Source organism: Sediminicoccus rosea (assembly GCF_033547095.1).
Lineage (GTDB): Bacteria > Pseudomonadota > Alphaproteobacteria > Acetobacterales > Acetobacteraceae > Roseococcus > Roseococcus rosea.
The window spans coordinates 4,915,672-4,938,589 of record NZ_CP137852.1 but is presented as its reverse complement, the minus strand read 5'-3'; the positions used below and the strand labels follow the sequence as shown (position 1 = coordinate 4,938,589).

At 71.0% G+C, this 22,918-nt stretch carries 24 protein-coding genes; 13 read left to right on the top strand and 11 right to left on the bottom strand.

The annotated features are described in order from the left end of the window. The first annotated feature begins 27 nt into the window (after window positions 1-27). The 4 genes from groL to R9Z33_RS23770 all read left to right on the top strand — a co-directional run bounded on the left by groL (window position 28) and on the right by R9Z33_RS23770 (window position 5,300). The gene (gene groL / locus R9Z33_RS23785) at window positions 28-1,674 is read left to right on the top strand and encodes a chaperonin GroEL (protein WP_318649062.1); all 1,647 of its coding nucleotides are present in this window, start codon (window positions 28-30) and stop codon (window positions 1,672-1,674) included. 325 nt (window positions 1,675-1,999) lie between these two features. Next, window positions 2,000-2,203: a cold-shock protein gene (locus tag R9Z33_RS23780; protein ID WP_318651695.1), complete on the top strand. Its 204-nt coding sequence runs from the start codon at window positions 2,000-2,002 to the stop codon at window positions 2,201-2,203. Between the two features lie 114 nt (window positions 2,204-2,317). Continuing rightward, the gene (locus tag R9Z33_RS23775; RefSeq protein ID WP_318649061.1) at window positions 2,318-3,052 is read left to right on the top strand and encodes a VIT1/CCC1 transporter family protein; all 735 of its coding nucleotides are present in this window, start codon (window positions 2,318-2,320) and stop codon (window positions 3,050-3,052) included. Window positions 3,053-3,125: 73 nt separating this feature from the next. Continuing rightward, entirely contained in the window at window positions 3,126-5,300 is a 2,175-nt protein-coding gene (locus R9Z33_RS23770) for a putative bifunctional diguanylate cyclase/phosphodiesterase (protein WP_318649060.1), read from the top strand. 358 nt (window positions 5,301-5,658) lie between these two features. Here the strand turns inward: R9Z33_RS23770 and R9Z33_RS23765 are convergent, their stop codons facing one another. From R9Z33_RS23765 to R9Z33_RS23755, 3 genes are read right to left on the bottom strand one after another with little or no spacing between them, the layout of a single operon-like run. Next, entirely contained in the window at window positions 5,659-6,546 is an 888-nt protein-coding gene (locus tag R9Z33_RS23765) for a prephenate/arogenate dehydrogenase family protein (RefSeq protein ID WP_318649059.1), read from the bottom strand. Window positions 6,547-6,585: 39 nt separating this feature from the next. Continuing rightward, window positions 6,586-7,674 carry a histidinol-phosphate transaminase gene (gene hisC, locus R9Z33_RS23760; protein WP_318649058.1) on the bottom strand — a complete coding sequence of 363 codons (1,089 nt, stop codon included), beginning with the start codon at window positions 7,672-7,674 and terminating at the stop codon, window positions 6,586-6,588. A 2-nt stretch (window positions 7,675-7,676) separates the two neighbouring features. Further along, window positions 7,677-8,456: a chorismate mutase gene (locus R9Z33_RS23755; RefSeq protein WP_318649057.1), complete on the bottom strand. Its 780-nt coding sequence runs from the start codon at window positions 8,454-8,456 to the stop codon at window positions 7,677-7,679. A gap of 78 nt (window positions 8,457-8,534) precedes the next feature. On the opposite strand from R9Z33_RS23755, the gene metX reads away from it, so the two are divergent. From metX to phbB, 4 genes are all read left to right on the top strand, one after another. After that, on the top strand, window positions 8,535-9,683 hold the full coding sequence (gene metX / locus R9Z33_RS23750) for a homoserine O-acetyltransferase MetX (protein ID WP_318649056.1): 1,149 nt from the start codon (window positions 8,535-8,537) through the stop codon (window positions 9,681-9,683). A 14-nt stretch (window positions 9,684-9,697) separates the two neighbouring features. Then, the gene (locus tag R9Z33_RS23745; protein WP_318651694.1) at window positions 9,698-10,234 is read left to right on the top strand and encodes a DinB family protein; all 537 of its coding nucleotides are present in this window, start codon (window positions 9,698-9,700) and stop codon (window positions 10,232-10,234) included. Window positions 10,235-10,269: 35 nt separating this feature from the next. Beyond that, a complete protein-coding gene (gene metW / locus R9Z33_RS23740; protein WP_318651693.1) occupies window positions 10,270-10,869 on the top strand; it encodes a methionine biosynthesis protein MetW in 600 nt (199 codons plus the stop codon). 113 nt (window positions 10,870-10,982) lie between these two features. Beyond that, window positions 10,983-11,705, top strand: a complete 723-nt coding sequence (gene phbB / locus R9Z33_RS23735; protein WP_318649055.1) for an acetoacetyl-CoA reductase — start codon at window positions 10,983-10,985, stop codon at window positions 11,703-11,705. 48 nt (window positions 11,706-11,753) lie between these two features. Here phbB and R9Z33_RS23730 read toward each other — a convergent pair whose 3' ends face one another. The 5 genes from R9Z33_RS23730 to R9Z33_RS23710 all read right to left on the bottom strand — a co-directional run bounded on the left by R9Z33_RS23730 (window position 11,754) and on the right by R9Z33_RS23710 (window position 16,069). Next, window positions 11,754-12,725, bottom strand: a complete 972-nt coding sequence (locus tag R9Z33_RS23730) for a Bug family tripartite tricarboxylate transporter substrate binding protein (protein ID WP_318649054.1) — start codon at window positions 12,723-12,725, stop codon at window positions 11,754-11,756. A gap of 74 nt (window positions 12,726-12,799) precedes the next feature. Then, window positions 12,800-13,906 carry a GGDEF domain-containing protein gene (locus tag R9Z33_RS23725; RefSeq protein ID WP_318649053.1) on the bottom strand — a complete coding sequence of 369 codons (1,107 nt, stop codon included), beginning with the start codon at window positions 13,904-13,906 and terminating at the stop codon, window positions 12,800-12,802. Window positions 13,907-13,979: 73 nt separating this feature from the next. Then, window positions 13,980-14,906 carry an AEC family transporter gene (locus tag R9Z33_RS23720; RefSeq protein ID WP_318649052.1) on the bottom strand — a complete coding sequence of 309 codons (927 nt, stop codon included), beginning with the start codon at window positions 14,904-14,906 and terminating at the stop codon, window positions 13,980-13,982. Window positions 14,907-14,936: 30 nt separating this feature from the next. After that, window positions 14,937-15,437 (bottom strand): hypothetical protein, encoded by a 501-nt coding sequence (locus tag R9Z33_RS23715; RefSeq protein WP_318649051.1) that lies wholly within the window; start codon window positions 15,435-15,437, stop codon window positions 14,937-14,939. A 74-nt stretch (window positions 15,438-15,511) separates the two neighbouring features. Continuing rightward, window positions 15,512-16,069, bottom strand: a complete 558-nt coding sequence (locus R9Z33_RS23710; RefSeq protein ID WP_318649050.1) for a bactofilin family protein — start codon at window positions 16,067-16,069, stop codon at window positions 15,512-15,514. A gap of 153 nt (window positions 16,070-16,222) precedes the next feature. On the opposite strand from R9Z33_RS23710, the gene R9Z33_RS23705 reads away from it, so the two are divergent. Genes R9Z33_RS23705 through R9Z33_RS23695 form a run of 3 tightly spaced genes read left to right on the top strand, consistent with a single transcriptional unit; the run spans window position 16,223 to window position 18,185 of the window. Beyond that, a complete protein-coding gene (locus R9Z33_RS23705; RefSeq protein ID WP_318649049.1) occupies window positions 16,223-17,200 on the top strand; it encodes an adenosine kinase in 978 nt (325 codons plus the stop codon). An 11-nt stretch (window positions 17,201-17,211) separates the two neighbouring features. After that, window positions 17,212-17,706 (top strand): hypothetical protein, encoded by a 495-nt coding sequence (locus R9Z33_RS23700; RefSeq protein WP_318649048.1) that lies wholly within the window; start codon window positions 17,212-17,214, stop codon window positions 17,704-17,706. Beyond that, the gene (locus R9Z33_RS23695) at window positions 17,703-18,185 is read left to right on the top strand and encodes a YybH family protein (protein ID WP_318649047.1); all 483 of its coding nucleotides are present in this window, start codon (window positions 17,703-17,705) and stop codon (window positions 18,183-18,185) included. Before R9Z33_RS23700 ends, R9Z33_RS23695 begins: the two co-directional genes overlap by 4 nt. Here the strand turns inward: R9Z33_RS23695 and R9Z33_RS23690 are convergent, their stop codons facing one another. Genes R9Z33_RS23690 through R9Z33_RS23680 form a run of 3 tightly spaced genes read right to left on the bottom strand, consistent with a single transcriptional unit; the run spans window position 18,186 to window position 21,102 of the window. Further along, entirely contained in the window at window positions 18,186-19,127 is a 942-nt protein-coding gene (locus tag R9Z33_RS23690) for a ketopantoate reductase family protein (protein ID WP_318649046.1), read from the bottom strand. Continuing rightward, the gene (locus R9Z33_RS23685) at window positions 19,124-19,903 is read right to left on the bottom strand and encodes a creatininase family protein (RefSeq protein ID WP_318649045.1); all 780 of its coding nucleotides are present in this window, start codon (window positions 19,901-19,903) and stop codon (window positions 19,124-19,126) included. Before R9Z33_RS23685 ends, R9Z33_RS23690 begins: the two co-directional genes overlap by 4 nt. Then, window positions 19,900-21,102 carry a M20 metallopeptidase family protein gene (locus R9Z33_RS23680; RefSeq protein WP_318649044.1) on the bottom strand — a complete coding sequence of 401 codons (1,203 nt, stop codon included), beginning with the start codon at window positions 21,100-21,102 and terminating at the stop codon, window positions 19,900-19,902. Before R9Z33_RS23680 ends, R9Z33_RS23685 begins: the two co-directional genes overlap by 4 nt. 113 nt (window positions 21,103-21,215) lie before the next feature. On the opposite strand from R9Z33_RS23680, the gene R9Z33_RS23675 reads away from it, so the two are divergent. Then, the gene (locus R9Z33_RS23675; RefSeq protein WP_318649043.1) at window positions 21,216-22,211 is read left to right on the top strand and encodes a Bug family tripartite tricarboxylate transporter substrate binding protein; all 996 of its coding nucleotides are present in this window, start codon (window positions 21,216-21,218) and stop codon (window positions 22,209-22,211) included. 89 nt (window positions 22,212-22,300) lie between these two features. Then, window positions 22,301-22,903: a hypothetical protein gene (locus tag R9Z33_RS23670; protein WP_318649042.1), complete on the top strand. Its 603-nt coding sequence runs from the start codon at window positions 22,301-22,303 to the stop codon at window positions 22,901-22,903. The last annotated feature ends 15 nt before the right edge of the window (window positions 22,904-22,918 follow it).

The window sequence follows — 22,918 nt, the reverse complement described above, 5'->3', positions numbered from 1 at the left end:
GCTTTCAACCCCATATGAGGTGATCAAATGGCTGCCAAAGACGTGAAGTTCGGCGCTTCCGCGCGCGAGAAGATGATTCGTGGCGTGGACATCCTGGCCGATGCCGTGAAGGTGACGCTGGGCCCCAAGGGCCGCAACGTGGTGATCGACAAGTCCTTCGGTGCGCCCCGCATCACGAAGGACGGCGTGACCGTCGCGAAGGAAATCGAGCTCGCCGACAAGTTCGAGAACATGGGCGCCCAGATGGTGCGCGAAGTGGCCTCGAAGACCAACGACACCGCCGGTGACGGCACGACGACCGCGACGGTGCTGGCCCAGGCCATCGTCCGCGAGGGCGCCAAGGCTGTCGCCGCCGGCATGAACCCGATGGACCTCAAGCGCGGCATCGACAAGGCCGTGGCCCAGGTCGTCTCGGAGCTCGAGGCCAAGACCAAGAAGATCACCACCTCCGCCGAGGTCGCCCAGGTCGGTACGCTTTCCGCCAATGGCGAGAAGGAAATCGGCGAGATGATCGCCTCCGCCATGGAGCGCGTCGGCAATGAGGGCGTGATCACGGTCGAGGAAGCCAAGAGCATCCAGACCGAGCTCGACGTCGTCGAGGGCATGCAGTTCGACCGCGGCTATGTCTCCCCGTACTTCATCACGAATGCGGAGAAGATGATCGCGGAGATGGATCAGCCCTACATCCTGATCTTCGAGAAGAAGCTCTCCCAGCTCCAGCCGATGCTGCCGCTGCTCGAGGCCGTGGTGCAGAGCGGCCGTCCGCTCGTCATCATCGCCGAGGACGTGGAAGGCGAGGCCCTGGCCACGCTGGTGGTCAACAAGCTGCGTGGCGGCCTGAAGATCGCCGCCGTGAAGGCGCCGGGCTTCGGTGATCGCCGCAAGGCGATGCTCGAGGACATCGCGATCCTGACCGGCGGCCAGCTGATCAGCGAGGACCTCGGCATCAAGCTCGAGACCGTCACGCTGGCGATGCTGGGCAAGGCCAAGACCATCCGCATCGAGAAGGAGAACACCACGATCGTGGATGGTGCCGGCTCGAAGGACGAGATCAACGGCCGCTGCGAGCAGATCAAGGCGCAGATCGAGGAGACCACCTCGGACTACGACCGCGAGAAGCTGCAGGAGCGCCTGGCGAAGCTCGCCGGTGGCGTGGCCGTCATCCGCGTCGGTGGCAGCACCGAAGTGGAAGTGAAGGAGCGCAAGGACCGCGTGGACGACGCGCTGCACGCGACGCGCGCCGCCGTTCAGGAAGGCATCGTTCCGGGTGGTGGCACCGCGCTGCTGCGCGCCTCGACCAACCTGGGCAGCCTCAAGGGCCTGAACAGCGACGAGCAGGTCGGCATCGAGATCGTCCGCAAGGCGATCCAGGCGCCGGTCAAGCAGATCGCCACCAACGCCGGCAAGGACGGCGCGGTGATCGCGGGTGAAGTGCTCCGCTCGGGCGAGTGGACCTTCGGCTACGACGCGCAGCTCGACGAGTACAAGGACCTGGTGGCCGCCGGCATCATCGACCCGACCAAGGTCGTGCGCACGGCGCTGCAGGATGCGGCCTCGGTCGCCTCGCTGCTGATCACCACGGAAGCCATGGTGGCCGAGCGTCCGGCGAAGGCCGCGGCGCCCGCCGGTGGCCCCGGTGGCGGCATGGGCGGCATGGGCGACATGGACTTCTAAGTCCAGGTCACCTCGGTTCGCGTAACGGGAGGGGCGGTCCGCAAGGGCCGCCCTTTCTTTTTGCGCGCCACGCGTCCGGTGCATGGCAGAAGGCCTGCCGGTTTTGTTTGACTTCCCCCGGCCGATCTGCGCTTGTGCTCCCACCTTCGTCTTGCCGTGCCGACCCCAGAAGCTCTCTTCAGACCCGCTGGATGTGTACCCGCCGGACATCGCGTGCCCCTGCCGGGAAAGGTGTGGGCGTGAAGCGCATGTCCTGCGAAGTCCGGCTGGAGTGGGTGATAATGCGCCGGAGATTCCCGCGCGCATGCTTTTGGAGAATAAGCGGATGGCTTCTGGCACCGTGAAGTGGTTCAACGCGACCAAGGGTTACGGCTTCATCTCGCCGGCCGGTGGTGGCTCCGATGTGTTCGTGCACATCACGGCGGTTCAGGCCGCCGGCCTGCAGGGCCTCAAGGATGGCCAGCAGATTTCCTACGAACTGGCGGAAGAGCGCGGCAAGACGTCCGCGGTCAACCTCAAGGCCAGCTGAATTCGACGGTCCCACGGGACTGTCGAGCCGAAAGGGCGCCCCTCACCGGGCGCCCTTTTTTGTTGCGCCATGCGGAGGTTTCGCCGCGATGCCCGGATGAGGTAGGATCGCCCCATGGATCAGCCTGCCCCCCACCCCTATCGCGACGGATTGCCGCCCGCACCGCCAGGGCCCCCGGAGGGGGAGCAGCATGCCCTGCTGAGCCGTGCCGAGGTGCCCTTCCTCACAGGCCTCGCGCAGGGGCCGGTGTTGCCGCTCGCGGTGGTCATCGGGCTCATGGCGCTGGGCGTCACCGGCCCTGCGCTGCTTGCGGGCGGCGTGGCCGCGCTGGGGGCTGGCGCCGTGGTCGCGGCGCTCGCGCGCTACTTCGCCGTGCTCGGCGCCACCGAACGCTACGCGGCCGAGCGCCGCCGCGAGGAGGAGGAGACCGAGACCTATCCCGAGCGCGAGCGCTGGGAGGTGGCGGCCGTGCTGCATCGCTACGGGCTGCGCGGCGACACGCTGGCCCGCGCGGTGGAAGCGATCGCCGCCGACAAGCGCCGCTGGGTGGACTTCATGATGCGCTTCGAACTCGACCTCATCGAGCCGCAGCCGGCGCGTGCGGCGCAGGAGGCGGCGGCGCTGGCGGTCGGCCAGGCGCTGGGCGGACTCCTGCCCCTGCTGCCGCTGATGCTGCTGGCCGCGCCGGGCGCCTGGCCCTCGCTGCTGCTCACGCTCGGCGGCGTGGCGGCGGCGGGCTGGCTGCTGGCCCGCGCGGAAGGGCAGGTGGCCGCGGGTGGCGCACTGCGCGCCGCGCTGCTGACAGGCGGCGGCGCCCTGGCCGCGCTGGCGCTCATCGCGCTGATCTGAATCGGTTTTTCCGGCGGAGCCGCAAGGAAGGCTTAACCGGCCCCGGCGCTATCTTCCCTTGGAAGAGAGTGCCATGCCCCATCCGCCGCGCCTGAACCTCCCGCTTCTGTGCCTGGGCACCGCCCTGGCCGCGGCGCTGATGCTCGGCCTTGCCTGGCTGCCGGCGCCGCCCTGGGCTCTCCTGCTGGTCCTGCCGCTCGGGCTGCTCGGCTGGTGGGCCTGCCGCCTGCGCCGTGAGGGCTCGCTCTGGCGGCAGGTGATGGCCGCCACGCCCTATCGCGTCGCCATCTACGCGCCCGATCAACGCCTGGTCTGGCACAATGGGCGGCCCGAGCAGGGATGGACGCGCCGCGTCGCGCCGCTCGGCCCACGGCCGCATCTGGGCGCCGTGATGCAGGCGCTGCTCGCCCATCTGCCGCCCCATGAGCGCGCCGCCGAGATGGCCCGCCGGATGGGGAAGCACGCCCGCGCCGATGGCGAGCCCTTCGAGATCCTCACCGCCGAGGGCCATTGGGAGCGCATGCGGCAGACGCGCCTGCCGGGCGGCGAGGTCGCGGTCTTCGCGGTGGACATCTCCGCCGTGAAGCGCGGCGAGCTGGCCCTGGCGGAATCCGAGGGCCGCCTGCGCGCGCTGCTGGAGATGGCGCCCGTCGGCATCTGGCAATTGGATGACGAGGGGCGGACGATCTTCGCCAATCGCCGCCTGACGGCGCTGTTCGGCGCCCAGGCCCCGCCGGCGCTGGCGGAATCCGGCCTCGTGCTCACCTCGCCCGCCGATCCGGAGGGTCCCTTCGGCTTCAGCACGGAGGTGGAGAGCGAGGCGCAGCTCGCCCTGCCCTGCCAGACGGAGCGGCGCCTGCGGATCACCGCCTCGCCCTGGCTTTCGGCCCAGGGGCTGCGGGGCTGCATCCTCTCCGTGGTGGATGTGACGCCGCTCAAGGCCGCGCAGGAGCGGATCGAGCATCTGGTCGAGCGCGACCCGCTCACCGGGCTGATCAACCGCGGCACCTTCCGCGCGGCCCTGCAGGAGATGCTGGCCGCCGAGCAGCGCGGCGTGCTGGTGCTGGTGGACCTCGACCAGTTCAAGGCGGCCAATGACCGCCACGGGCAGGCGATGGGCGATGCGCTGCTGGTGGAGGCCGGGCGGCGGCTGCGCGAGGCGGTGCGCCCCGGCGACCTGGTGAGCCGGCTGGGCGGGGATGAATTCGCCGTCCTGGCCTTCGGCGCCGGGGCGGAAAGCGCGGCCCCGCTGGCCGAACGCCTGCGTCAGGCGCTGCGCCGGCCGATCGAGATCGGCGGCACGGAATTGCCGCTGTCCGGCAGCCTGGGCGTCGCCTGCGCGCCGGAACACGGGCAGGAGGCGGACCAGCTCCTGCGCGCCGCCGACCTCGCGCTGTTCGAGGCGCGGGCGGCCTCCGGCGATGCGGTGGCGCTGTTCGAGCCCGCGCTGCGTGCGCGGGCCGAGCAGCGGGCGGAGCTGCGGGAGGCATTCGGCGAGGCGCTGGTGGGCGGCGAGCTCGAGCTGCATGTGCAGCCGCAGCTCGACCTCGAGAGCGGACGGCTGATCGGCGCCGAGGCGCTGATCCGGTGGGACAGTGCGCGGCTCGGCCGCAGCGTGCCGCCGGCGGAGCTTCTCGTCGCGGCGGCGGAATCGGGGCTGATGCTGCAGCTCGACCGCTTCGTCCTCAACCGCGCGGTGGCCTTGCTGGCCGGCTGGGGCGCGCGGCCGGAGGCGCCGGCGCATCTTGGCATCAATATCTCCATCGCGACGCTGCATGACCCGGCCTTCGCCACCGAGGTGGCGGAGGCGCTGGCCGCGGCCGGGGTGGAGGCCGCGCGGCTGGAAATCGAGATCCCGGAGGACCTGGCCATTCGCGACCTGCCCGGCGTGGCGCGGACCCTGGCCGCGCTGCGGGAGGTGGGGGTGCCGCTCTCGCTCGATGATTTCGGCGGCGGTCATTCCGGCCTGCCGCATGTGGTGCGCCTGCCGGTGCAGCGGCTGAAACTCGACCGTTCCATCACGGCGGGATTGCCGGATGATCCGAAATCCTACGCCGTGCTGCGCGCCACCATGGCGCTGGCGCGTGGCATGGGGATCGAGGTGATCGGCGAGGGGGTGGAGACGGAGGGCCAGGCTTTCGCGCTGCGCCGCGCGGGCTGCCACATCATCCAGGGCTGGCTGGTGGGACGGCCGATGCGGCCGGAGGAACTGGTGCCGCCGGCACCGAAGCTGTTGGCGCGGGCGTGATCAAGACAGGCAGCATGCTCGGAGAATCCGGCCGCAACGCGGCCGGCGCTCATGGTCCAGCGCGCCCATGGCGCGGCGAAGCCAAGCCGCCGGAGGCGGCGCCCGGCGCTTGGGGCCGCTCAACAAAACCATCCGGCCGCAACGCGGCCGGCGCCGCCCAACCGGGCTCATGGTCCAGCGCGCCCATGGCGCGGCGAAGCCAAGCCGCCGGAGGCGGCGCCCGGCGCTTGGGGCCGCTCAGCAAAACCATCCGGCCGCAACGCGGCCGGCGCCGCCCAACCGGGCTCATGGTCCAGCGCGCCCATGGCGCGGCGAAGCCAAGCCGCCGGAGGCGGCGCCCGGCGCTTGAGGGCGTGAACTAAGCCTGCTTCCGCTCAATCAGGCTGTGGCGGATCTTGCGGCCGCGCTTGATGCGGTCCTCGATGAAGCCGGCCTCGCCCCAGCGGATGGCGCGGCCGAAGGCCTGCGCGTCCTCGGTGAAGCGGGCGAGCATTTCCAGCACCGCCTCGCGGTTGTTGAGGAAGACGTCGCGCCACATGTTCACGTCGCTGCCCGCGATGCGCGTGAAGTCGCGGAAGCCGGAGGCGGCGAATTTCAGCACGCTCTCGCGCGTTTCCTCACTGAGGTCGTCAGCCGTGCCGCAGATGGTGAAGGCGATGAGGTGCGGCAGGTGGGAGACGATGGCCACCACCTTGTCATGCGTGACGGGGTCCATGCTCTCGATCATGGAGCCGCAGCGGCGCCAGAGCTCGCGCACCTTCTCCACCGCCGCGGGGTCGGTTCCCTCGGTGGGCGTGACGATGACGTAGCGGCCCTCGAAGAGCGTGGGGAAGCCGGAATCCGGGCCCGAATACTCGGTGCCGGCCATGGGATGCGCGGGGACGAGATGCACGCCCGCCGGCAGCAGCGGCGTGAGGTCGCGGATGACGGAGCCCTTGGTGGAGCCGACATCGGTGAGGATGGCGCCGGGCTTCAGGTGGGGCGCGATCTTCGCCATCACCTGCGCGTAGACGCCGACGGGCACGCAGAGGATGACGCAATCGGCATCGCGCACGGCGGCGGCGATGTCATCCTCGACGCGGTCGGCGAAGCCCAGTTCGCGCACGCGGTCACGCGTCGCCTGGCTGTTGGCGGTGACGATGACCTCGCGCGCGAGCGCATGGCCCTCGCGGTTGCGCCGCGCGATGGAACCGCCGATGAGGCCGGCGCCGATCAGGCAGAGGCGGTCGAAGAGGGGTTCGGTCACGCGTGCGGATCCGACGAACGCGCACGTCGCGCCAGGGCGTCAAACATTCTTCATGAATTCGGTCAGGCCTTCGATCACCATCTGGCACTCCTCGGCCGTGCCGATGGTGATGCGCAGGCAGGTGGGCAGGCTGTAGCCGCCCACGCCGCGGACGATGATGCCGCGCGCGCGCAGCGCCGCATCGGCGGCCTTCGCCTTCGCCACATCCTCGAAATCGGCGAGGATGAAGTTGCAGGCGCTCGGCCAGACCTTGATGCCCGCGGCCTGCAGGCCGGCCACGGTCTTGGCGCGCCATTCCGTGTTGTGGGCGACGCTGCGCTCGATCCAGCCCGGCTCGGCCAGCGCCGCGATGCCGGCGGCCATGGCCGTCGCGTTCACGTTGAAGGGGCCGCGGATGCGCGCCAGCACGTCCGCCACCTGCGGCGGCATGTAGGCCCAGCCCAAGCGCAGCCCGCCCAGGCCGAAGATCTTGCTGAAGGTGCGCGTCATCACGGTGTTGCCCGAGGCATCCACCAGCGCCTGGCCGGGGTCGTAATCGGGGTCCGTCACGTATTCCGCATAGGCGGAATCCAGGATCAGCAGGATGTCGTCGCGCAGGCCGGCGCGCAGGCGCTTCACCTCGCTCTGCGGCAGCAGCGCGCCGGTCGGGTTGTTGGGGTTCACCAGGCAGACCAGCTTGGTGCGCGGGCCGACGGCGGCGAGCATCGCGTCCACATCGGCCAGCAGGTTCTTCTCGGGCACCTTGATGACGCGGCAGCCGGCATAGCGGCCGGTCAGGTCATACATGACGAAGCCGTGCGCCGGCATGATCAGCTCGGTGCCTTCGCCGCCATAGGCAAGGATCAGGTAGGCGATCAGCTCGTCCGAACCATTGCCGCAGACGATGCGCGCGGGGTCGAGCCCGAACTTGGCGCCGATCGCCTCGCGGATCTTCGTGGCGCCGCCATCGGGGTAGCGATGCGCCTCGCGCGCGCTGGCGATGATCGCCTCCTGCGCCATCGGCGGCGGGCCGAAGGCGCCCTCGTTGGAGGAGAGCTTGATGATCCGGTTCACGCCCGGGATCTTCGACTCGCCGCCCACATAGGGCTCGATGGAGAGGATGGAGGGGCGCGGCAGCAGGGCGTTCATGGTCACTTGGTCCCTCGTTCGGGAATGGCGTAGCGGCCGAGGATGGTGGCGCCGGCGGGCGGCGTCTCCAGCGTCTCGACCAGGGCGCGGGTGAAGCCCGGCCCGCGGCGCATGATGAGCACGCGGCCCGCGCCGCAATGCGCGGCCAGGGCGGAGCGGCTCGGCTCGCCCGGCATTTCCACGCGCAGCAAAGTCGCGTCGCGGCCCGAAGGGTCGGCCGGGTGCAGGCCGATCACGGCGGCTTCCAGCGGCGGCTCGCGGTCGGAGACGAAGGGCAGGCGGGCGATGACGGAGAGGTGCTGCGCGTCGAAGCGCGTCCACCATTCCTCGGCCGCGTTGTCGCTCTCGCGTGGCCAGGGGAGGACGGCGATGCTCGCCTCGCGGTGGCCCAGCGCGGCCAGCGCGGCGCCGAGCGAGGGGTGCTGGCGCTGCGGCGTGGTGACGCCGAAATGCTCGGCGGCGAGGCGAGCCAAGGCCGGGTCGGCCGGGAGGGCCACGCTGAAATTGCCCTGCTGCGCGACGGAGCTGGCAAAGAGCTCGCGCCAGAGCCGCACCAGGGCGGGCCGGGGCAGGGGGCCGGCATGCCGGGCCAGCAGCCGGCGCAGGATCGCCGCCTCGCGCCCCGGCCGGAGCACGGTGCCGGCCGGCTTGGCCTGGCTCGCGCTGAGGCGGTGCACCACCTCGGCCCGGCGCATCAGCAGGTCATGCATCGCGTCGTCGAGGCTGTTGATCTCGGCGCGCAGCGCCTCCAGCGTGTCGGGGTCGGGTTTTGGTTCGGACATGGGTGCGAGAGGCATAGCGGCGCCGGCGCCGCGCGCCAAGTTGCCCCGGGGCAAGGCAGGCCTTATCTCTGGCCTTCCATGAACGAAATCGCCCCCTTCCCGGAGGTCCAGCACCAGCGCGCAGTCCTGCCCGAGGGCCTGACGCTGGATTGCGGCGCCGTGATCCGGCCGCTGGCGGTCGCCTATCGCACCTATGGCCGGCTGAACCCGGCGCGCAGCAATGCCATCCTGGTCTGCCACGCCCTGACGGGCGACCAGTATGTGGCCGAGCGCCAGCCGGTGACCGGCAAGGATGGCTGGTGGGATGCCATCATCGGCCCCGGCAAGCCGGTGGACACGGACCGCTTCTTCGTCATCTGCGCCAATGTGCTGGGTGGCTGCATGGGCTCCACCGGCCCGCGCGAGGAGATGACGGACGAGAACGGCGTGCCCCAGGGCCGCCCCTGGGGCACGGATTTCCCGACCGTCACCATCCGCGACATGGTGCGCGCGCAGAAGAAGCTGATCGAGCATCTGGGCATCGCGCGGCTGCTGGCGGTGATCGGCGGCTCCATGGGCGGCATGCAGGTGCTGGAATGGGCGGCGACCTACCCGGAGAGCGTCTTCGCCGCCGCGCCCATCGCCTGCGCCACGCATCACTCGGCGCAGAACATCGCCTTCCACGAGGTGGGCCGCGCCGCCATCCATTCCGACCCGGACTGGAAGGGCGGGCGCTACTGGGAGGATGGGCGCATCCCCGCGCAGGGCCTCTCGGTCGCGCGCATGGTGGCGCACATCACCTACCTCTCCGAGGCGGCGTTGACGCGGAAATTCGGCCGCCGCCTGCAGGGCGCGAGCGCGCTGACCTTCCTGGAGGATGTGTTCCAGGTGGAGAGCTATCTGCGCCACCAGGGCAGCACCTTCGTCCGCCGCTTCGACGCGAATTCCTACCTGACCATCACGCGCGCCATGGATTATTTCGACTTGGCGAATGAGCACGGCACCGTCGCCAACGCCTTCCGCGGCACGCCCACGCGCTTCTTCGTGGCGAGCTTCTCGTCGGACTGGCTCTTCCCCACCAGCGAGAGCCGTGCCCTGGTGCGCGCGCTGAACGCGGCCGCCGCGCGGGTCAGCTTCGTCGAGATCACGACCGACAAGGGGCATGACGCCTTCCTGCTGGACGAGCCGGAATTCCATCGTGCGCTGGGCGGGTTTCTCGCGGGCGCAGCCGCTGCGCTCGGCGTATGAGCGGCGCGCTGTTGATGCGCGCGCAGGCGCGCAACAATGCCTGGGCCAATCATCGCCTGCTGGGATTCTGCGCGGGACTTTCACAGGCGGAGTTCGAGCAGGAGCGCACGGGCTTCTTCCCCTCGCTCCGCGCCACGCTGAACCACATCCTCATCATCGATCACTTCTATGTGGACGCGCTGGAGGGCGGCACGCTGGGCCCCGCCGCCTGGGCGGATCGCGAGCCCTGCCGGGACGTGGCTTCGCTGCAAGCCGCGCAGGCGGCGGTGGACCGGCGGCTGATCGCCTGGTGCGAGGCGCTGCGGGAGAAGGATCTCGGCCGCATCATCGAGGTGCAGCGCGGCCATCGCGTGCAGCGCGAGCGGACGGATCGGCTGCTGCTGCATCTCTTCCAGCACCAGATCCATCATCGCGGCCAGGCACACGCCATGCTGGGCCGCGCGGCGCCACAGCTCGACGAATTCTACTGCTGGGGCGAGGCGCATCTGCGCGCGCCGGAATTCGCGGCGCTCGGCTGGAGCGAGGATGACCTTTGGGCGGAGCGGCGATGATGCGCGACGGCACGATCCAGTATGTCGCGAAGAACATGCGGCTCGACCTGCGCCTCATCGCGGAGATGATCCCCGAGGGTGCCCGCGTGCTCGACATCGGCTGCGGCGATGGCGCGCTGATGGCGCATCTGGCGGCCGAGAAGAATGTGGATGCGCGCGGCATCGAGATCGACATGCGCGAGGCGACGGAGGCCGTGGCGCAGGGCCTCGCCGTCATCCATGGCGACGCGGATAACGACCTTGCCTTCTACCCCGACGGCGCCTTCGACTATGTGGTGCTGAGCCGCACGCTGCAGGCCGTGGAAAAGCCGCGCGAGGTGCTGCGCCAGATGCTGCGCATCGGCCAGCACGCGATCGTGAGCTTCCCGAATTTCGGCCATTGGGAGGTGCGGTGGAAACTGCTGCTGGGCGGCCGCATGCCGGACACCGAGACCTGGTCCCGCCCCTGGTACGAGACGCCCAACATCCATCCCTGCACCATCCTCGACTTCTTCGCCCTGGCGGAGATGGAGGGCTATGTGATCGAGCGCTGGCTCGCCGTGGATGAGCGCGGATTGAAGGCGCCCTGGAAGCGCTCGGTGCGCCTCGCCAATTTGTTCGGACAGCAGGCGCTGTTCCAGTTGCGGCGCAAGTAGCCGGCCTGCCTTCCGGCCGGTTTCTGTGGCGCGCGCCCGCGGCGCTTGTTACAGATCAAGGCGGACGGCGCGCTCATCCGTCACAGCAGGACGCATCCCAGGGAGGGTTGGACATGGCACGTTTGGCAATGGTCACGGGTGGCCAGCGCGGCATCGGCGCGGCGATCAGCGAGGGCCTGAAGGCCGCAGGGCGGCGTGTCATCGCGAGCTATGCCGGCAATGACGCGGCGGCGGCGGAGTTCACCGAGCGCACCGGCATCCCCTGCATCAAGTTCGACGTCTCCGACTTCGACGCCTGCCTGGCCGCCGTGGCCAAGGTGCAGGAGGAGCACGGGCCGATCGAAATCCTGGTCAACAATGCGGGCATCACGCGCGACGCGATGATGCGCAAGCTGACGCGCCAGATGTGGGATGACGTGATCGATACCAACCTCGGCTCCTGCTACAACATGTGCAAGGCCGTGTGGGACAACATGAGCGCCGCGAAGTTCGGCCGCATCGTGAACATCGGATCGGTGAACGGCCAGGCGGGTCAGCTCGGCCAGGTGAACTACGCCGCCGCCAAGTCCGGCATCCATGGCTTCACCAAGGCGCTCGCCCAGGAGGGGGCCCGCAACCAGATCACGGTGAACGCCATCGCGCCCGGCTATGTGGACACCGAGATGGTGCGCGCCGTGCCGGCCGACGTGCTGGAGAAGATCATCGCGCGCATCCCGCGCGGGCGCCTCGGCACCGCGCAGGACATCGCGCGGGGCGTCGTCTTCCTGACGGCGGACGAGGCCGATTTCATCACCGGCTCGACGCTGTCCATCAACGGCGGCCAGCACATGTACTGAGGCGGTGCGGGCGCGTGGCCTTGTCACGCGCCCGCAGCCACGCCCGTCTCAGCCGTCCAGCCGGATACCCAGCTCGCGGATGAGCGGGCGCCAGAGCGCGTTCTCGGCCTGGACGAAGGCGTTGAACTGCGCGGGCGTCCAGGGCTGGTACTCGATGCCGAGCGTGGTCATGCGCGCCTGGATCTCGGGCGACTGGATGGCGGCGATCATGTCGGTGGACAGGCGCTGGATGATCGCGCCCGGCGTGCCCGCCGGCACCGACATGCCCTGCCAGCCATAGGCGACCGTGTTGGCGTGGCCGAGCTCGGCCATGGTGGGCACATCGGGCGCCTGCGGGCTGCGCGCGTCGCTCAGCACCGCCAGGGCGCGCACGCGCCCGTCGCGGATGAAGGGCAGGCCGGTCGCGGTGTCGATCACCACCGAATCCACATTGCCCGCCAGCAGGTCCTGCATGGCGGCGGGGCCGCCGCGATAGGGGACATGCGTGGCATCGAGCCCGGTGCGCCGGCGCACCAGCTCCATGGCCAGGTGATGCGGCGAGGCGACCGCGGGCGTGCCATAGGTGGGCGCCCGGGTGCGCGCGGCGGCGAGGAAATCGGCGAAGCTGCGCGGCGAACCCTCGGGCCGCACCACGATGTAGAGCGGGAAGCGGCCGATGAAGCCCACGCCGGTGAAATCCGTGTCCGGGTTCATCGGCAGGCGGGAGAACAGCGCGGGGTTGTAGGTCAGGATGCCGTTGTCCACGTGCATCCAGGTGTGGCCGTCCGCGGGGGAGCGGGCCACCATCTCGCTGGCCAGCAGCGCGCCGCCGCCGGGGCGGTTCTCCACCACCACGCTCTGGCCGAGGCGCGTCGCCATCTGCGCGCCGATCAGCCGCGCGAAGGTGTCCGAGGCGCCGCCCGGCGGATAGCCCACCACCCAGCGCAGCGGCCGGTCGGGAAAGGTCTGGGCGGCCGCGGCGGCGGGCACGAGGGGAAGCGCCAGCCCGGCTTGGGCGAGGCGGCGTCGGGTGAAGGGCATGGCGGGCTCTCTCATGCGATGGACAGCAGGCGCCATCATGCGACCCCCGCCGCGCCCTTCCAAGGGTGTTTCCCTCAGTTCCAGACGCTTTCCGCCTTGGGCGAGGGCGAGGGCGGGTCGCTGCAGGCGCGGTTGCGCCCGCCGCGCTTGGCCTCGTAGAGCGCGGCATCGGCGCGGGCGATGAGCTGCGCCGGCCGCTCGCCCGGCTGGGCCATCGCCACGCCGAGCGAGGCGGTGACGCTGATGAACTGCGCGCCGCCCGGCAGCTGCACCGCGGCCTGCGCGATCCGGCCACGGATCTGCTCGGCCACCGCCATCGCCTCGCGCAGCATCGCGCAGGGCAGCATGAGGCTGAACTCCTCGCCGCCGAAGCGAGCCGCGACGGCGCCCTCGGGGGCCGCCTCGGCCAGGATGTCCGCCAGCCGGCACAGCACCTGGTCGCCCGCCGGGTGGCCATGGGTGTCGTTCACCGCCTTGAAGTGATCGAGGTCCACCATGAGCAGCGCGGTGGACCGCCGCTCGCCCAGCTGTTCGCGCAGCGCCTGGTCGAAATGCCGGCGATTGGCGAGGCCGGTCAGCGGGTCCGTGCCGGCCAGGCGCCGCGCCTCGGCCAGCTCGTGGCGCAACTCCTGCGTCTTGCGGGCGGTCTCGGCCAGGTTGCGGGCCGCCGCCTCGCTGCGGCGGGAGACCTCGAGCGTCTCGGCCGCCAGCCGGCGCAGCAGGGCGTTGAGCGATTCCGGCTCGCCGCCCATGCGGTCGGAGGCCTGGGCCAGGGTGCCGCCATAGCGCAGCGCATCCTCCCGCGTGTCCTGCACGAGGCCGATCGCCTCGTGCACCGCCACCTCCAGCCGCGACGCCACCTCCCGCAGGGAGAGCGCCTCGTGGTCGGCCGTGAAGAATTGCAGATGCAGCTCCTCCATCATCTCCTGCGTGACGCGGGGCTGGGCGGCGAGCCGGCGCTCGACCTCGGCGCGCAGGCCGGGGGCCGAATCGCTGTGGAAGCTGAACCAGACGAGGTAATTGGCCGGGCTGGGCGCCAGGCCATGCTCCAGCATGGAGGCCATGGCGGCATGCGCATGGAGCAGCGTGGGATCCTTGCGCGGCGCCGGCAGAGGGCGGCCGGGGCTGGTGCCGCTGGTTGCGGCAAGGGCAGGGGCGGGGGCGGTTGCGGTGCTTGGCATGGGCGGCGGCGGATCCTCTTCTCGCAACCTTCCCTAGCGGCGGAGGCGTGAAGATTGCGTTGCCCGGCCGCCCTCAGCCCAGCCCCGTCAGGTGCTTCACCAGCAGCAGCCAGAGCGGCAGGCTGACGATGGCCAGCACATGCTCGGTCGAGGTGATGGCGGCCATCAGCGGCGCGTCGCCCCCCATGGCGCGGGCCATGACGTAGGAGGTGGCGGCGGTGGGCAGCGCCATGAACAGAACCGCCATGGCGATGGAGAGCGGCTCCAGCCCCAGCCAGAGGCAGAAGGCGAGCGTCAGCGCCGGCATGACGATGAGCTTGAGCGCAGCGGTGACGAGTTGCAGCGGCAGCCGGTCCGTCATGGCGCCGACCGAGAGCGCGGCGCCCACCGCGAGCAGACCGAGCGCCACCGAGGCGCGGCCCAGCGCCTCCAGCAGGGGCTTCACCCCGGGTGGCAGGCCGCCGGCCCAGGCCACCGCGAAGCCGACAACGCAGGCCAGCATCAGCGGGTTCATCAGGATCTGCCGCAGCACCGGCCAGGGCTGGAAGCGCCGCCCGCCCCCCGCGGCGAAGGCCGTGTTGGTCACGAACTGCACGAAGGGCACGATCAGCCCGGTGGCGACGGCGCCGAGCGCGATGCCGGGCGCCCCGAACAGCGCACCCGCCACGGCGAAGCCGATCAGGTTGTTGAAGCGGATGCCGCCCATCAGCACGCTCGTCATCGAGGCATGGGGCTGGCGGAAGGCGCGGGCGATCAGCAGGGAGGCGGCGGTGCCGAGGCCGAGGGCGGTCCAGATCGCCGCCATCATGCCGAAGACCGGCACTTCGCCCAGCTTGACCGAGCCGATGGCGGCGACCAGCAGCGCGGGCAGCAGCACCCAGAAGATCAGCCGCTCGATCCCGGCCCAGATGGCGTCCTCGCGCAGCAGGCGGCGCTTGAGCAGCGCACCGAGCGCCAGCAGGCCGAAGGCGGGGACGAAGGCATCGAGGTAGGCGATCATCGCGCCCGATTCCCTTTCATGGGCTCCGGGTCAGGCGTCCGACCCGGCTTCCTCGGCGAGAGGGGCGGGCGCGGGGGGGATGCTGGGCGGGGCCGCACGGCGCGGATTCGCCGCCTGGGCCGAGATGTCGCGCAGGCAGGAGGTCTCGCTGCGCTGGGCCAGGCCGCCGGCCCGCGCCTGCACATGGGCGACGCGCGGCCCGGCCTCGCCGGCGTAGAGTACGATGTCGAGCTGGCAACCGCCGCCGGAATAGAGCCAGACCTGGGCCGGGCCTTCGGTGCGGCGCAGCATGGGTTCGCCCAACGCGGCGCGCACGGCCTCGGGCGAGGCGCCGAGGAGCGAGGCCGCGGCGTGGGAATGCCCCACGGGAAGGGGCGCCGCGCGCGGCCGGGATGCGGGGGCTGGGGCGCCGAGCGCCTGGAGGCTGGCGCGGTGCGAGTCCAGGATGGCCTCGGCGGCCTCCCGCTCCCGCTCCGGCCCGCCGGTGCAGGCGGAGAGCGCGAAGAGGGATAGGATCAGGCGGCGCGCCATGCCCGAGGGTCCTGAGCGGGGGGTGTCCTGAAGTCAGGGAAACCCGCCGCGGGGGCGGCGGGGCAGGAAGTGGTTCAGCCTTCGCCTTGCAGCATTTCCATGCTGCCGACGATCTGCCCACCTTCTTCGACCGAGAGCTTCTTGTAGCGCGCCATGCCCTTGATCTTGCCGGTGGCGCGGACGATCAGGTTGCCGCGCGCGGTGACCGTGCCGTCGAACAGGCCGGCGATCTCGGCGTCCTCGACCTGGACTTCGCCGCGGAACACGCCGGTCTGCGCCACCGAGAGCTCGGCCGCCTGGATCATCTGGCTCTCGACCGTGCCCTCGACGACGAGGCGCTCGGCATCGGCGACCGTGCCCTGGAGGCTGATGCCACGGCCGACGATGAGCGTCCGGCGCTCATTCGCGTTGGTCGTCACCGGGCCGCCACGGGCCGGCATGGCGGCCGGGGCCGGCACGCCGGGGCGGACCGGGGCGTTGCTGGGCTTGGGCGGCAGGCCCATGGGCGCGCTGTTGGCGGCAGGGGCGCGGTAGCTCGGCATCGTCAGTTCCGAATCGCGCTGCGCGGGCCCGTTCGTCCCCTCCTGGTTGGAGTCGGGGGTGTCATCCTTTTTGCGACCGAAGATCGACATGCAGGCGTTCCTTCAATATCCGAGCGAAGACGGGGTGTATAACGCGCCGCCGTGGCCGGGCAACGTCCGTCTGTGAAGATTCCGGCCCTGCTTTGCATTTCCCGGAGCGGGAGGCTACCCGGGGGGCTCCGCTTCACCAGGAAGACAGCCCGCATGAGCCTCACCTCCCTCGACATCCTCGGCATCGGCAATGCCATCGTGGACGTCCTGGCCCCCACTGATGACGCCTTCCTGGCCGGGCGTGGCCTGCCCAAGGGGGGGATGCAGCTGATCGACACCGCCCAGGCCGAGGCCCTCTACGCCGCCATGCCGGCGGGCGTGGAAAGCTCGGGCGGCTCGGCCGCCAACACCTGCGCGGTGGCGGCCGCCCTGGGCGCCCGCGTCGGCTTCCTCGGCAAGGTCGCGGCCGACCAGCTGGGCCAGGTCTTCGCGCACGACATCAAGGCGGCGGGCGTGCATTTCCCGACCGCGCCGCTCGCGTCCGGCGCGCCCACCGCGCGCTGCCTCATCCTGGTGACGCCGGACGGCCAGCGCACCATGAACACCTTCCTCGGCGCCTGCGTGACCTTCGGGCCCGCGGATGTGGATGCGGCCGAGGTCGCGCGTGCCAAGGTGGTCTATCTCGAGGGCTATCTCTTCGACCCGCCGGCCGCCCAGGCCGCCTTCCGCGCCGCGGCCAAGGCCGCCCATGCCGCCGGCCGCAAGGTGGCGCTGACCCTCTCCGACCCCTTCTGCGTCGGCCGCCACCGCGACGCCTTCCGCGCCTTCGTGGCCGAGGAATGCGACATCCTCTTCGCCAATGAGGCCGAGATCCTGGCGCTCTACGAGACCGATGACTTCGAGGTCGCGGCGAAGCGCGTGGCGCAGGATGTCGAGATCGCGGCGCTGACGCGCAGCGAGCACGGCTCCGTCATCCTCTCGGGCGGGCAGCGCCATGTGGTGCCGGCGCAGCCGACCACGGTGGTGGACACGACCGGCGCGGGCGACGCCTATGCCGCCGGCTTCCTTGCCGCCTGGACCATGGGCAAGCCCTTGGCCGAGGCCGGGCGTTGGGGCAGCATCGCCGCCGCCGAAGTGATCAGCCATTACGGGGCCCGCCCGCAGGCCGATCTCAAGGCGCTTGTCGGATAGGAACTTCACCCATGCGTCATCTCCCGCTGGCCGCCGCGCTGCTGCTGGCCGTCTCCGTGCCGGCCCTGGCCCATCACGGGGAAAACCACCCGGCGCCCAACCTGATGGCGCAGGCGACGGTGCCCGACTCCATCCAGGAATTGCAGCGCCAGCGCCGCAACCCGGATGTGCCGCCGGGCGTGCAGGCCCAGCGCCGGGACGCGGCGGATGCCGATGCGGCGAGCCTGGATGACGCGGCGGCGCAGCTTCGCGCGGCCGGCACCGCGCTGCGCGCCGGCCGCGCCGGCCAGGCCAATGAATTCCTGGAGCGCGCGGAATCCCGCCTGCTGACCCGCAGCACCGTCCCCGCCCAGGCGGGCCAGCCGGTGCAGACCGGGCCGGTGGGCCATATCGCCGCCGCGCGGGCCGCCCTCTTCGCCAATGACCGGGGCAAGGCGCAGTCGGAAATCGAGGCCGCGCTCGCGGCGCTGAACCGGCCCGCCCCCGCCCGCCGGGCCCGCCCGTGACAGCGGCCCTGCCCACCCCCTCCCTGCCGGAGGCGCCGCCCGCCATCCGCGACGCCATCCTGGACTGGCTCGCGCGCTTCTCGGCCACGGTGCGCGAGGTGGACTACCGCAGCGCCTACCCGTTCTGGCACCCGCGCATCATCGCCTTCGGGACGGTCCAGCCCATCGTCGAGGGGCTGGAGGTGTTCCGCGACCGGCAATGGGAATCGGTCTGGCCCAAGACGACCGACTTCACCTTCCGGCTGGACGTGACGCGCGTTCTGGCCAGTCCGGACGGGAAGATGGCCGTCGCCATCGCGCCCTTCACCTCGACCGGCTATGCGCCGGACGGCGCACGCTTCGACCGGCCGGGCCGCACCACGCTCATCCTCGTGCCCGGGGATGGCCCCGAGCCCTGGATCGCGGTGCACAGCCACATGTCGCTGGCGCGCGGCGTGCCGGCGGACAGCCACGCGAACCGGCCGGTCAAGGCGCGGTAATCACCCGAAGCGCGCCGCCTGGCGCGCGAGGGAGACCAGCAATTCGAAGGTGGGGGTCGCAACCCCCGCCTCGCGCGCCAATTGCAGCGGGACGCTGAGCAGCGCCTCGAATTCCAGGCTCCGCCCGGCTTCCAGATCCTGCAGGATCGAGGGTTTGTGCGCGAGCGCGACCGAGCGGAGGATCTGCGCCTCCGGGTCGCCCGGCACCGGGTGGCCGAGGGCTGCGGCGATGGCCAGCCCCTCATGCATCACGGCCTTGGCGGCGGCGAGCACCGCCGGGTCGCTGAAGGTGGTCTTCATGTCCTGCCGCGTCAGCAGGCAGATCGGGCCGTTGGTCAGGTTGTTGAGCAGCTTGGTCCAGATCGCCGTGCGGATGTCGGTGGTGGCGACGCCGCCCATGCCGGGGCCTTCCAGCGCGTCCGCCAGCGCCTGGAGGCGCGGGGACATGCGGTTGTCCAGCTCGCCGAAGATCACGCGGTTGGCGGCACTCTGCACCCGCACCACGCCGGGTTCCGTCACGGTGCAGGCGGACCAGACCACGCCGCCGATGGTGCGCGGCAGGCCGATGCGCGCCCGCGCCACACCGCCGGGATCGAGGCTCGTGAGGTTCTCGCCCCACCACCAGGGGATGCCGTTGATGACGAAGACGACCGGCGTCTCGGGCCCCAGCAGCGGGCCGATGGCCTCCGCCACGCCGGTCACGGCGGGCGCCTTCACGGTAACGATCACCGCATCCTGCGGGCCGAGCGCGGCGGGGTCCTGCTCGGCCCGGGGATGCGCGGTGAAGGTGGCGTCCGGCGCCTCGACGGTGATGCCGCGCGCGCGGATCGCCTCCAGCTGCGGACCGCGCGCGATGACGCTGACCTCGGACCGCCCGCGCGAAGCGAGGCGCGCGGCGACATGGCTGCCGATGGCGCCGGCGCCGAAGATCGTGACCTTCATGCGGGGGCCTTCATGGCGGCGAGCAGCGCGGTGGCGGCGGCGACATGGCGCGCCACGATGCGCGCGCCCAGCTCCGGATTGGCGCCCGAGGGATCCTTCGCCTGGACGCCGCCGGGTGCGATCTCCGGCAATTCGATGGGCACGCCGAAATCCACGCCCGCATCCCCCGCCGGGGCGCGGATGGTGCCGAAGCCGCTGACCGGCAGGCCGAGGAAAGGCTCGGGCGCGGCGCGCGGGCGCAGCAGCGCCGGCTGGCAGAGATCGGGCCGCAGATGCATGCCCACCGAGGCCACCGGATCGCCGCCATGGCCCAGCGCATCGGGCGATCCGCCCAGCTCCGTTTGCCAGGCGCCGGCGGATTTCCAGAGGTGCAGCACGGGGATGATGGCGCCATGGCGGTGGCGCAGCGCGCGCTGCGCGTCCTCGATCGCGGGGATGTTTCCGCCATGCCCGTTGATGATCAGGATGCGCCGCGCGCCGCCCTCATGCAGCGCCACCAGGATCTCGGTGACCAGCGCGGTGAGGGTGGGCGTGCTCAGCGCCACGCCGCCCGGCACGCCGCGGAAGAAATCCGCGCCGCCGAAGGCCAGCGGCGGCGCCACGAGCACATCGCCCGCGGAGCGCGCGATGTGCATCGCGATGCCCTCGGCGAAGAGATAGTCGCCCATCGGCAGGGCCGGTCCATGCGTCTCCGTGCTGCCCATGGGCAGCAGCACCGCGCAGCCCTCGGCGATCCGCGCCGCGACCTCGGGGGCGGAAAGCTCCGCGATCCTCACGAGAGCATGTCCACCGCGATGCGGGAGAGCGCCTGCACGCCGAGCGCGATGCAGCGCTCATCCGGCTGGTAGTTGGCATTGTGCAGCTTGTCGTCGCGGCCCGGCGCGCCGGCGCCGACGCCGAGGTGGAAGGCGGGCACGCGCTCGGCGAAGGCCGAGAAATCCTCGGCCCCCATGGAGGGCACGCCCTCGCTCACCACCTCGCCGAAATGGGCGCGCACGCTGGCGATGGCGGGCTCCAGCACGCGGTCGTCATTCACCAGGCTCGCCACCATGCGGCGATAGGTGATGGTGGCCTCCATCCGCATCGCGGCGGCGGTGTGCTCGACGAGGCGGCGGATCGCGTTTTCCGCCACGTCGCGCGCCTCGGCATGCAGGGTGCGGACCGTGCCCTTCAGGTGAACGCGTTCGGGAATGATGTTGTAGGTCGTGCCGGCCTGGAACATGCCGACGGTGACGACGCAGGGATGCAGCGGCTTCTGCTCGCGCGCCACCACCGTCTGCAACTGGGTGATGAGATGGGCCGCGCCCACGATCGGGTCCACCGCCGCATAGGGGTGCGCCGCATGGCCGGACTTGCCGCGCAGGATGATGTCGAAGCGGTCGGAGGCGGCGAGCGAGGGGCCGCGCACGAAGCCGAAGCTGCCGACCGGCTTGTCCGGGTGGTTGTGGAAGCCGATCGCCATGTCGAGGCCATCCGCCGCGCCATCGGCGATCATGGCCGGCGCGCCTTCCAGCACCTCCTCCGCCGGCTGGAAGATCAGCACGATGCGGCCGGCGAGATTCTCGCGCAGCCCGTTCAGGATCTCGGCCGCGCCCAGCAGGGTGACGATGTGGATGTCATGCCCGCAGGCGTGCATCTTCCCGTCGAGCTTGCTGGCGAAGGGCTGGCCGGTCTCCTCATGGATCGGCAGCGCGTCCATGTCGGCGCGCAGGCCGAGCGTGGGGCCGGGCCGCGCGCCCTCGATGATGCCGACAACGCCGGTGCGCCCCACGCCGGTGCGGTGCGCGATGCCCATGCGCGTGAGTTCGGCAGCAACGATGCCGGCGGTGCGGACCTCCTCGAAGGCGAGTTCGGGATGGCTGTGGATGTCGCGCCGCAGCTCGATCAGGCGGGGCTCCAGGGCTGCGGCCTGTTCGCGGATGCGGGTGGCGGGATCATTGGTGAGCATGTTCGGGGCCTCGCTGCGTTGCGGCATCCTCTCCCCGGCCTCACGGGCTGTCCAGCCATGCCGCTTGTATCGCGCCGGGCCGCGTGCGATAGCGCCCGCAACGATCGGCCTCAATCGGGCCACAATCACGGGGGTGCAGGATGTCCGGGAAGCTGACGCGCCGCCATGCGCTGATGGCCGCGAGCCTGTCGCCGACGCTGGCGGCGCCGCCTTCGCTTGCCCAGTCTTCGGCCACGCAGGCCTGGCCCGCCCAGCCCATCCGCCTCATCGTCCCCTTCGCGCCCGGCGGGACGACCGACCTCATCGCGCGGTTGGTGGCGACACCGCTGCAGGAGCGCCTGGGCCAGCCCATCATCATCGAGAACCGGCCCGGCGCGGGGGCGACGGTGGGCAGCCTGCTGGCGGCACAGGCCGCACCCGATGGCTACACGCTCGTGCTCTCGAACATCGCGAGCCACGGCATCTCGCCCACGCTCTATCCGAACATGCGCTACGATGCGGTGCGTGACTTCAGCCATATCGCGCTGCTGACGCTCAACCCCTCGGTCTTCGTCGCGAATCCGCGCGCGGGCATTTCCAACATGGCGGATTTCGCGCGCATCCACCGCGCCAGCCCGCGCGGGCTGGACATGGCGAGCAGCGGCGCGGGCAGCTCCAACCACCTGCTCATCGTCCGCATGGGTCAGATCCTGGGGCGCGAGATCAACCACATCCCCTTCCGTGGCGCGGGCCCGGCAATGACGGCGGTGATCGGCGGCCAGGTGCCGCTGATGAGCGACAGCCTGCCCTCCGCCGCCTCGCATATCCGCCAGGGCAGCGTGCGCGCGGTGGCGATGAGCAGCGCCGAGCGCCATCCCTCCTTCCCCGATGTGCCGACGCTGCGCGAGCAGGGCTACGATCTGGTCACCAGTTCCTGGTTCGGACTTTCGGGGCCCGCGCGGATGCCGCAACCCGTGGTTGAGCGCCTCTCGCGCGAGGTGCGCGCGATCCTCGCGACGGCGGAGGTCCGCGCGCGGTTTGCTGAAATCGGCGGCACGCCGGGGGAATTCTCGCCTGAGGAATATGCGGCCTTTGTCACCGCCGAGGTCGCGAGCTGGGCCGTGCTGGTTCGCGAAAGTGGCGCGCAACCTGACTGATTCGTAAGATTTGGTCCCAGGCGCGCTTGGCGCTTGGCAGTTCGTTCGAAATGCCGGAAGGTCCGGCACGACGATTGGGAGTCTGGCTTATGCAGTTGAAGATCAACGCCAAGGATCTGGCCTCAGGAATCTTCCTGGTGCTGGTCGCGCTCGTGGGGCTCTACCTCAACCAGGATCACAGCCTGGGCACGGCCCGCCGCATGGGCCCGGGCTACATGCCCATGATGGTGTTCTATATCCAGGCCGGTCTTGGCGCGCTGGTGATCTTCTTCAGCCTGTTCAGCGGGCCCGATCCGCTGGAGAAGTGGACGAAGTTGGACTGGGGCAGCCTGGCGCTGGGCATCGCCGCCGGCACGCTGGCCTGGAAGCTCTCGCCCTCCGTCTGGGGCTTCTTCGGCCAGACCTACAACGCGGTCGGCCTCGGCATCATCGTGGGCTTCCTGGTGCTGGCGATCTCCGCCGGGTGGAAGCTGCTCGCCATCATCTGCGCCGCCGTCGCGCTGTTCGGGCTCATCCTCGAGAAGGGCGGCTTCTTCGCCGCGCTGACCGCGGTGATCCTGGTGAGCTGCGCGGCCGAACACACCCACACCAAGAAGGGCGTCGCCGGCCTCCTCGTCTTCCTGCTGGTGCTTTGCTACTGGGTCTTCATCTACGAACTCGACATCCGTGTGAATCTGTGGCCGCAGAGCTGAGTGCGGGATAGGGGA

Bases quoted from the DNA above. Each gene is read 5' to 3' on its own strand.
- R9Z33_RS23775 (WP_318649061.1), top strand. From the start codon at position 2,318: ATGGATCAGCCTGCCCCCCACCCCTATCGCGACGGATTGCCGCCCGCA.
- R9Z33_RS23725 (WP_318649053.1), bottom strand. From the start codon at position 13,906: ATGCCAAGCACCGCAACCGCCCCCGCCCCTGCCCTTGCCGCAACCAGC.
- hisC (WP_318649058.1), bottom strand. From the start codon at position 7,674: ATGAACGCCCTGCTGCCGCGCCCCTCCATCCTCTCCATCGAGCCCTAT.
- R9Z33_RS23680 (WP_318649044.1), bottom strand. From the start codon at position 21,102: ATGCCGCAACGCAGCGAGGCCCCGAACATGCTCACCAATGATCCCGCC.
- R9Z33_RS23670 (WP_318649042.1), top strand. From the start codon at position 22,301: ATGCAGTTGAAGATCAACGCCAAGGATCTGGCCTCAGGAATCTTCCTG.
- groL (WP_318649062.1), top strand. From the start codon at position 28: ATGGCTGCCAAAGACGTGAAGTTCGGCGCTTCCGCGCGCGAGAAGATG.
- R9Z33_RS23675 (WP_318649043.1), top strand. From the start codon at position 21,216: ATGTCCGGGAAGCTGACGCGCCGCCATGCGCTGATGGCCGCGAGCCTG.
- R9Z33_RS23770 (WP_318649060.1), top strand. From the start codon at position 3,126: ATGCCCCATCCGCCGCGCCTGAACCTCCCGCTTCTGTGCCTGGGCACC.
- R9Z33_RS23710 (WP_318649050.1), bottom strand. From the start codon at position 16,069: ATGTCGATCTTCGGTCGCAAAAAGGATGACACCCCCGACTCCAACCAG.
- R9Z33_RS23720 (WP_318649052.1), bottom strand. From the start codon at position 14,906: ATGATCGCCTACCTCGATGCCTTCGTCCCCGCCTTCGGCCTGCTGGCG.
- R9Z33_RS23730 (WP_318649054.1), bottom strand. From the start codon at position 12,725: ATGCCCTTCACCCGACGCCGCCTCGCCCAAGCCGGGCTGGCGCTTCCC.
- R9Z33_RS23745 (WP_318651694.1), top strand. From the start codon at position 9,698: ATGCGCGCGCAGGCGCGCAACAATGCCTGGGCCAATCATCGCCTGCTG.
- metW (WP_318651693.1), top strand. From the start codon at position 10,270: ATGCGGCTCGACCTGCGCCTCATCGCGGAGATGATCCCCGAGGGTGCC.
- R9Z33_RS23700 (WP_318649048.1), top strand. From the start codon at position 17,212: ATGCGTCATCTCCCGCTGGCCGCCGCGCTGCTGCTGGCCGTCTCCGTG.
- metX (WP_318649056.1), top strand. From the start codon at position 8,535: ATGAACGAAATCGCCCCCTTCCCGGAGGTCCAGCACCAGCGCGCAGTC.
- R9Z33_RS23705 (WP_318649049.1), top strand. From the start codon at position 16,223: ATGAGCCTCACCTCCCTCGACATCCTCGGCATCGGCAATGCCATCGTG.
- R9Z33_RS23715 (WP_318649051.1), bottom strand. From the start codon at position 15,437: ATGGCGCGCCGCCTGATCCTATCCCTCTTCGCGCTCTCCGCCTGCACC.
- R9Z33_RS23780 (WP_318651695.1), top strand. From the start codon at position 2,000: ATGGCTTCTGGCACCGTGAAGTGGTTCAACGCGACCAAGGGTTACGGC.
- phbB (WP_318649055.1), top strand. From the start codon at position 10,983: ATGGCACGTTTGGCAATGGTCACGGGTGGCCAGCGCGGCATCGGCGCG.
- R9Z33_RS23755 (WP_318649057.1), bottom strand. From the start codon at position 8,456: ATGTCCGAACCAAAACCCGACCCCGACACGCTGGAGGCGCTGCGCGCC.
- R9Z33_RS23690 (WP_318649046.1), bottom strand. From the start codon at position 19,127: ATGAAGGTCACGATCTTCGGCGCCGGCGCCATCGGCAGCCATGTCGCC.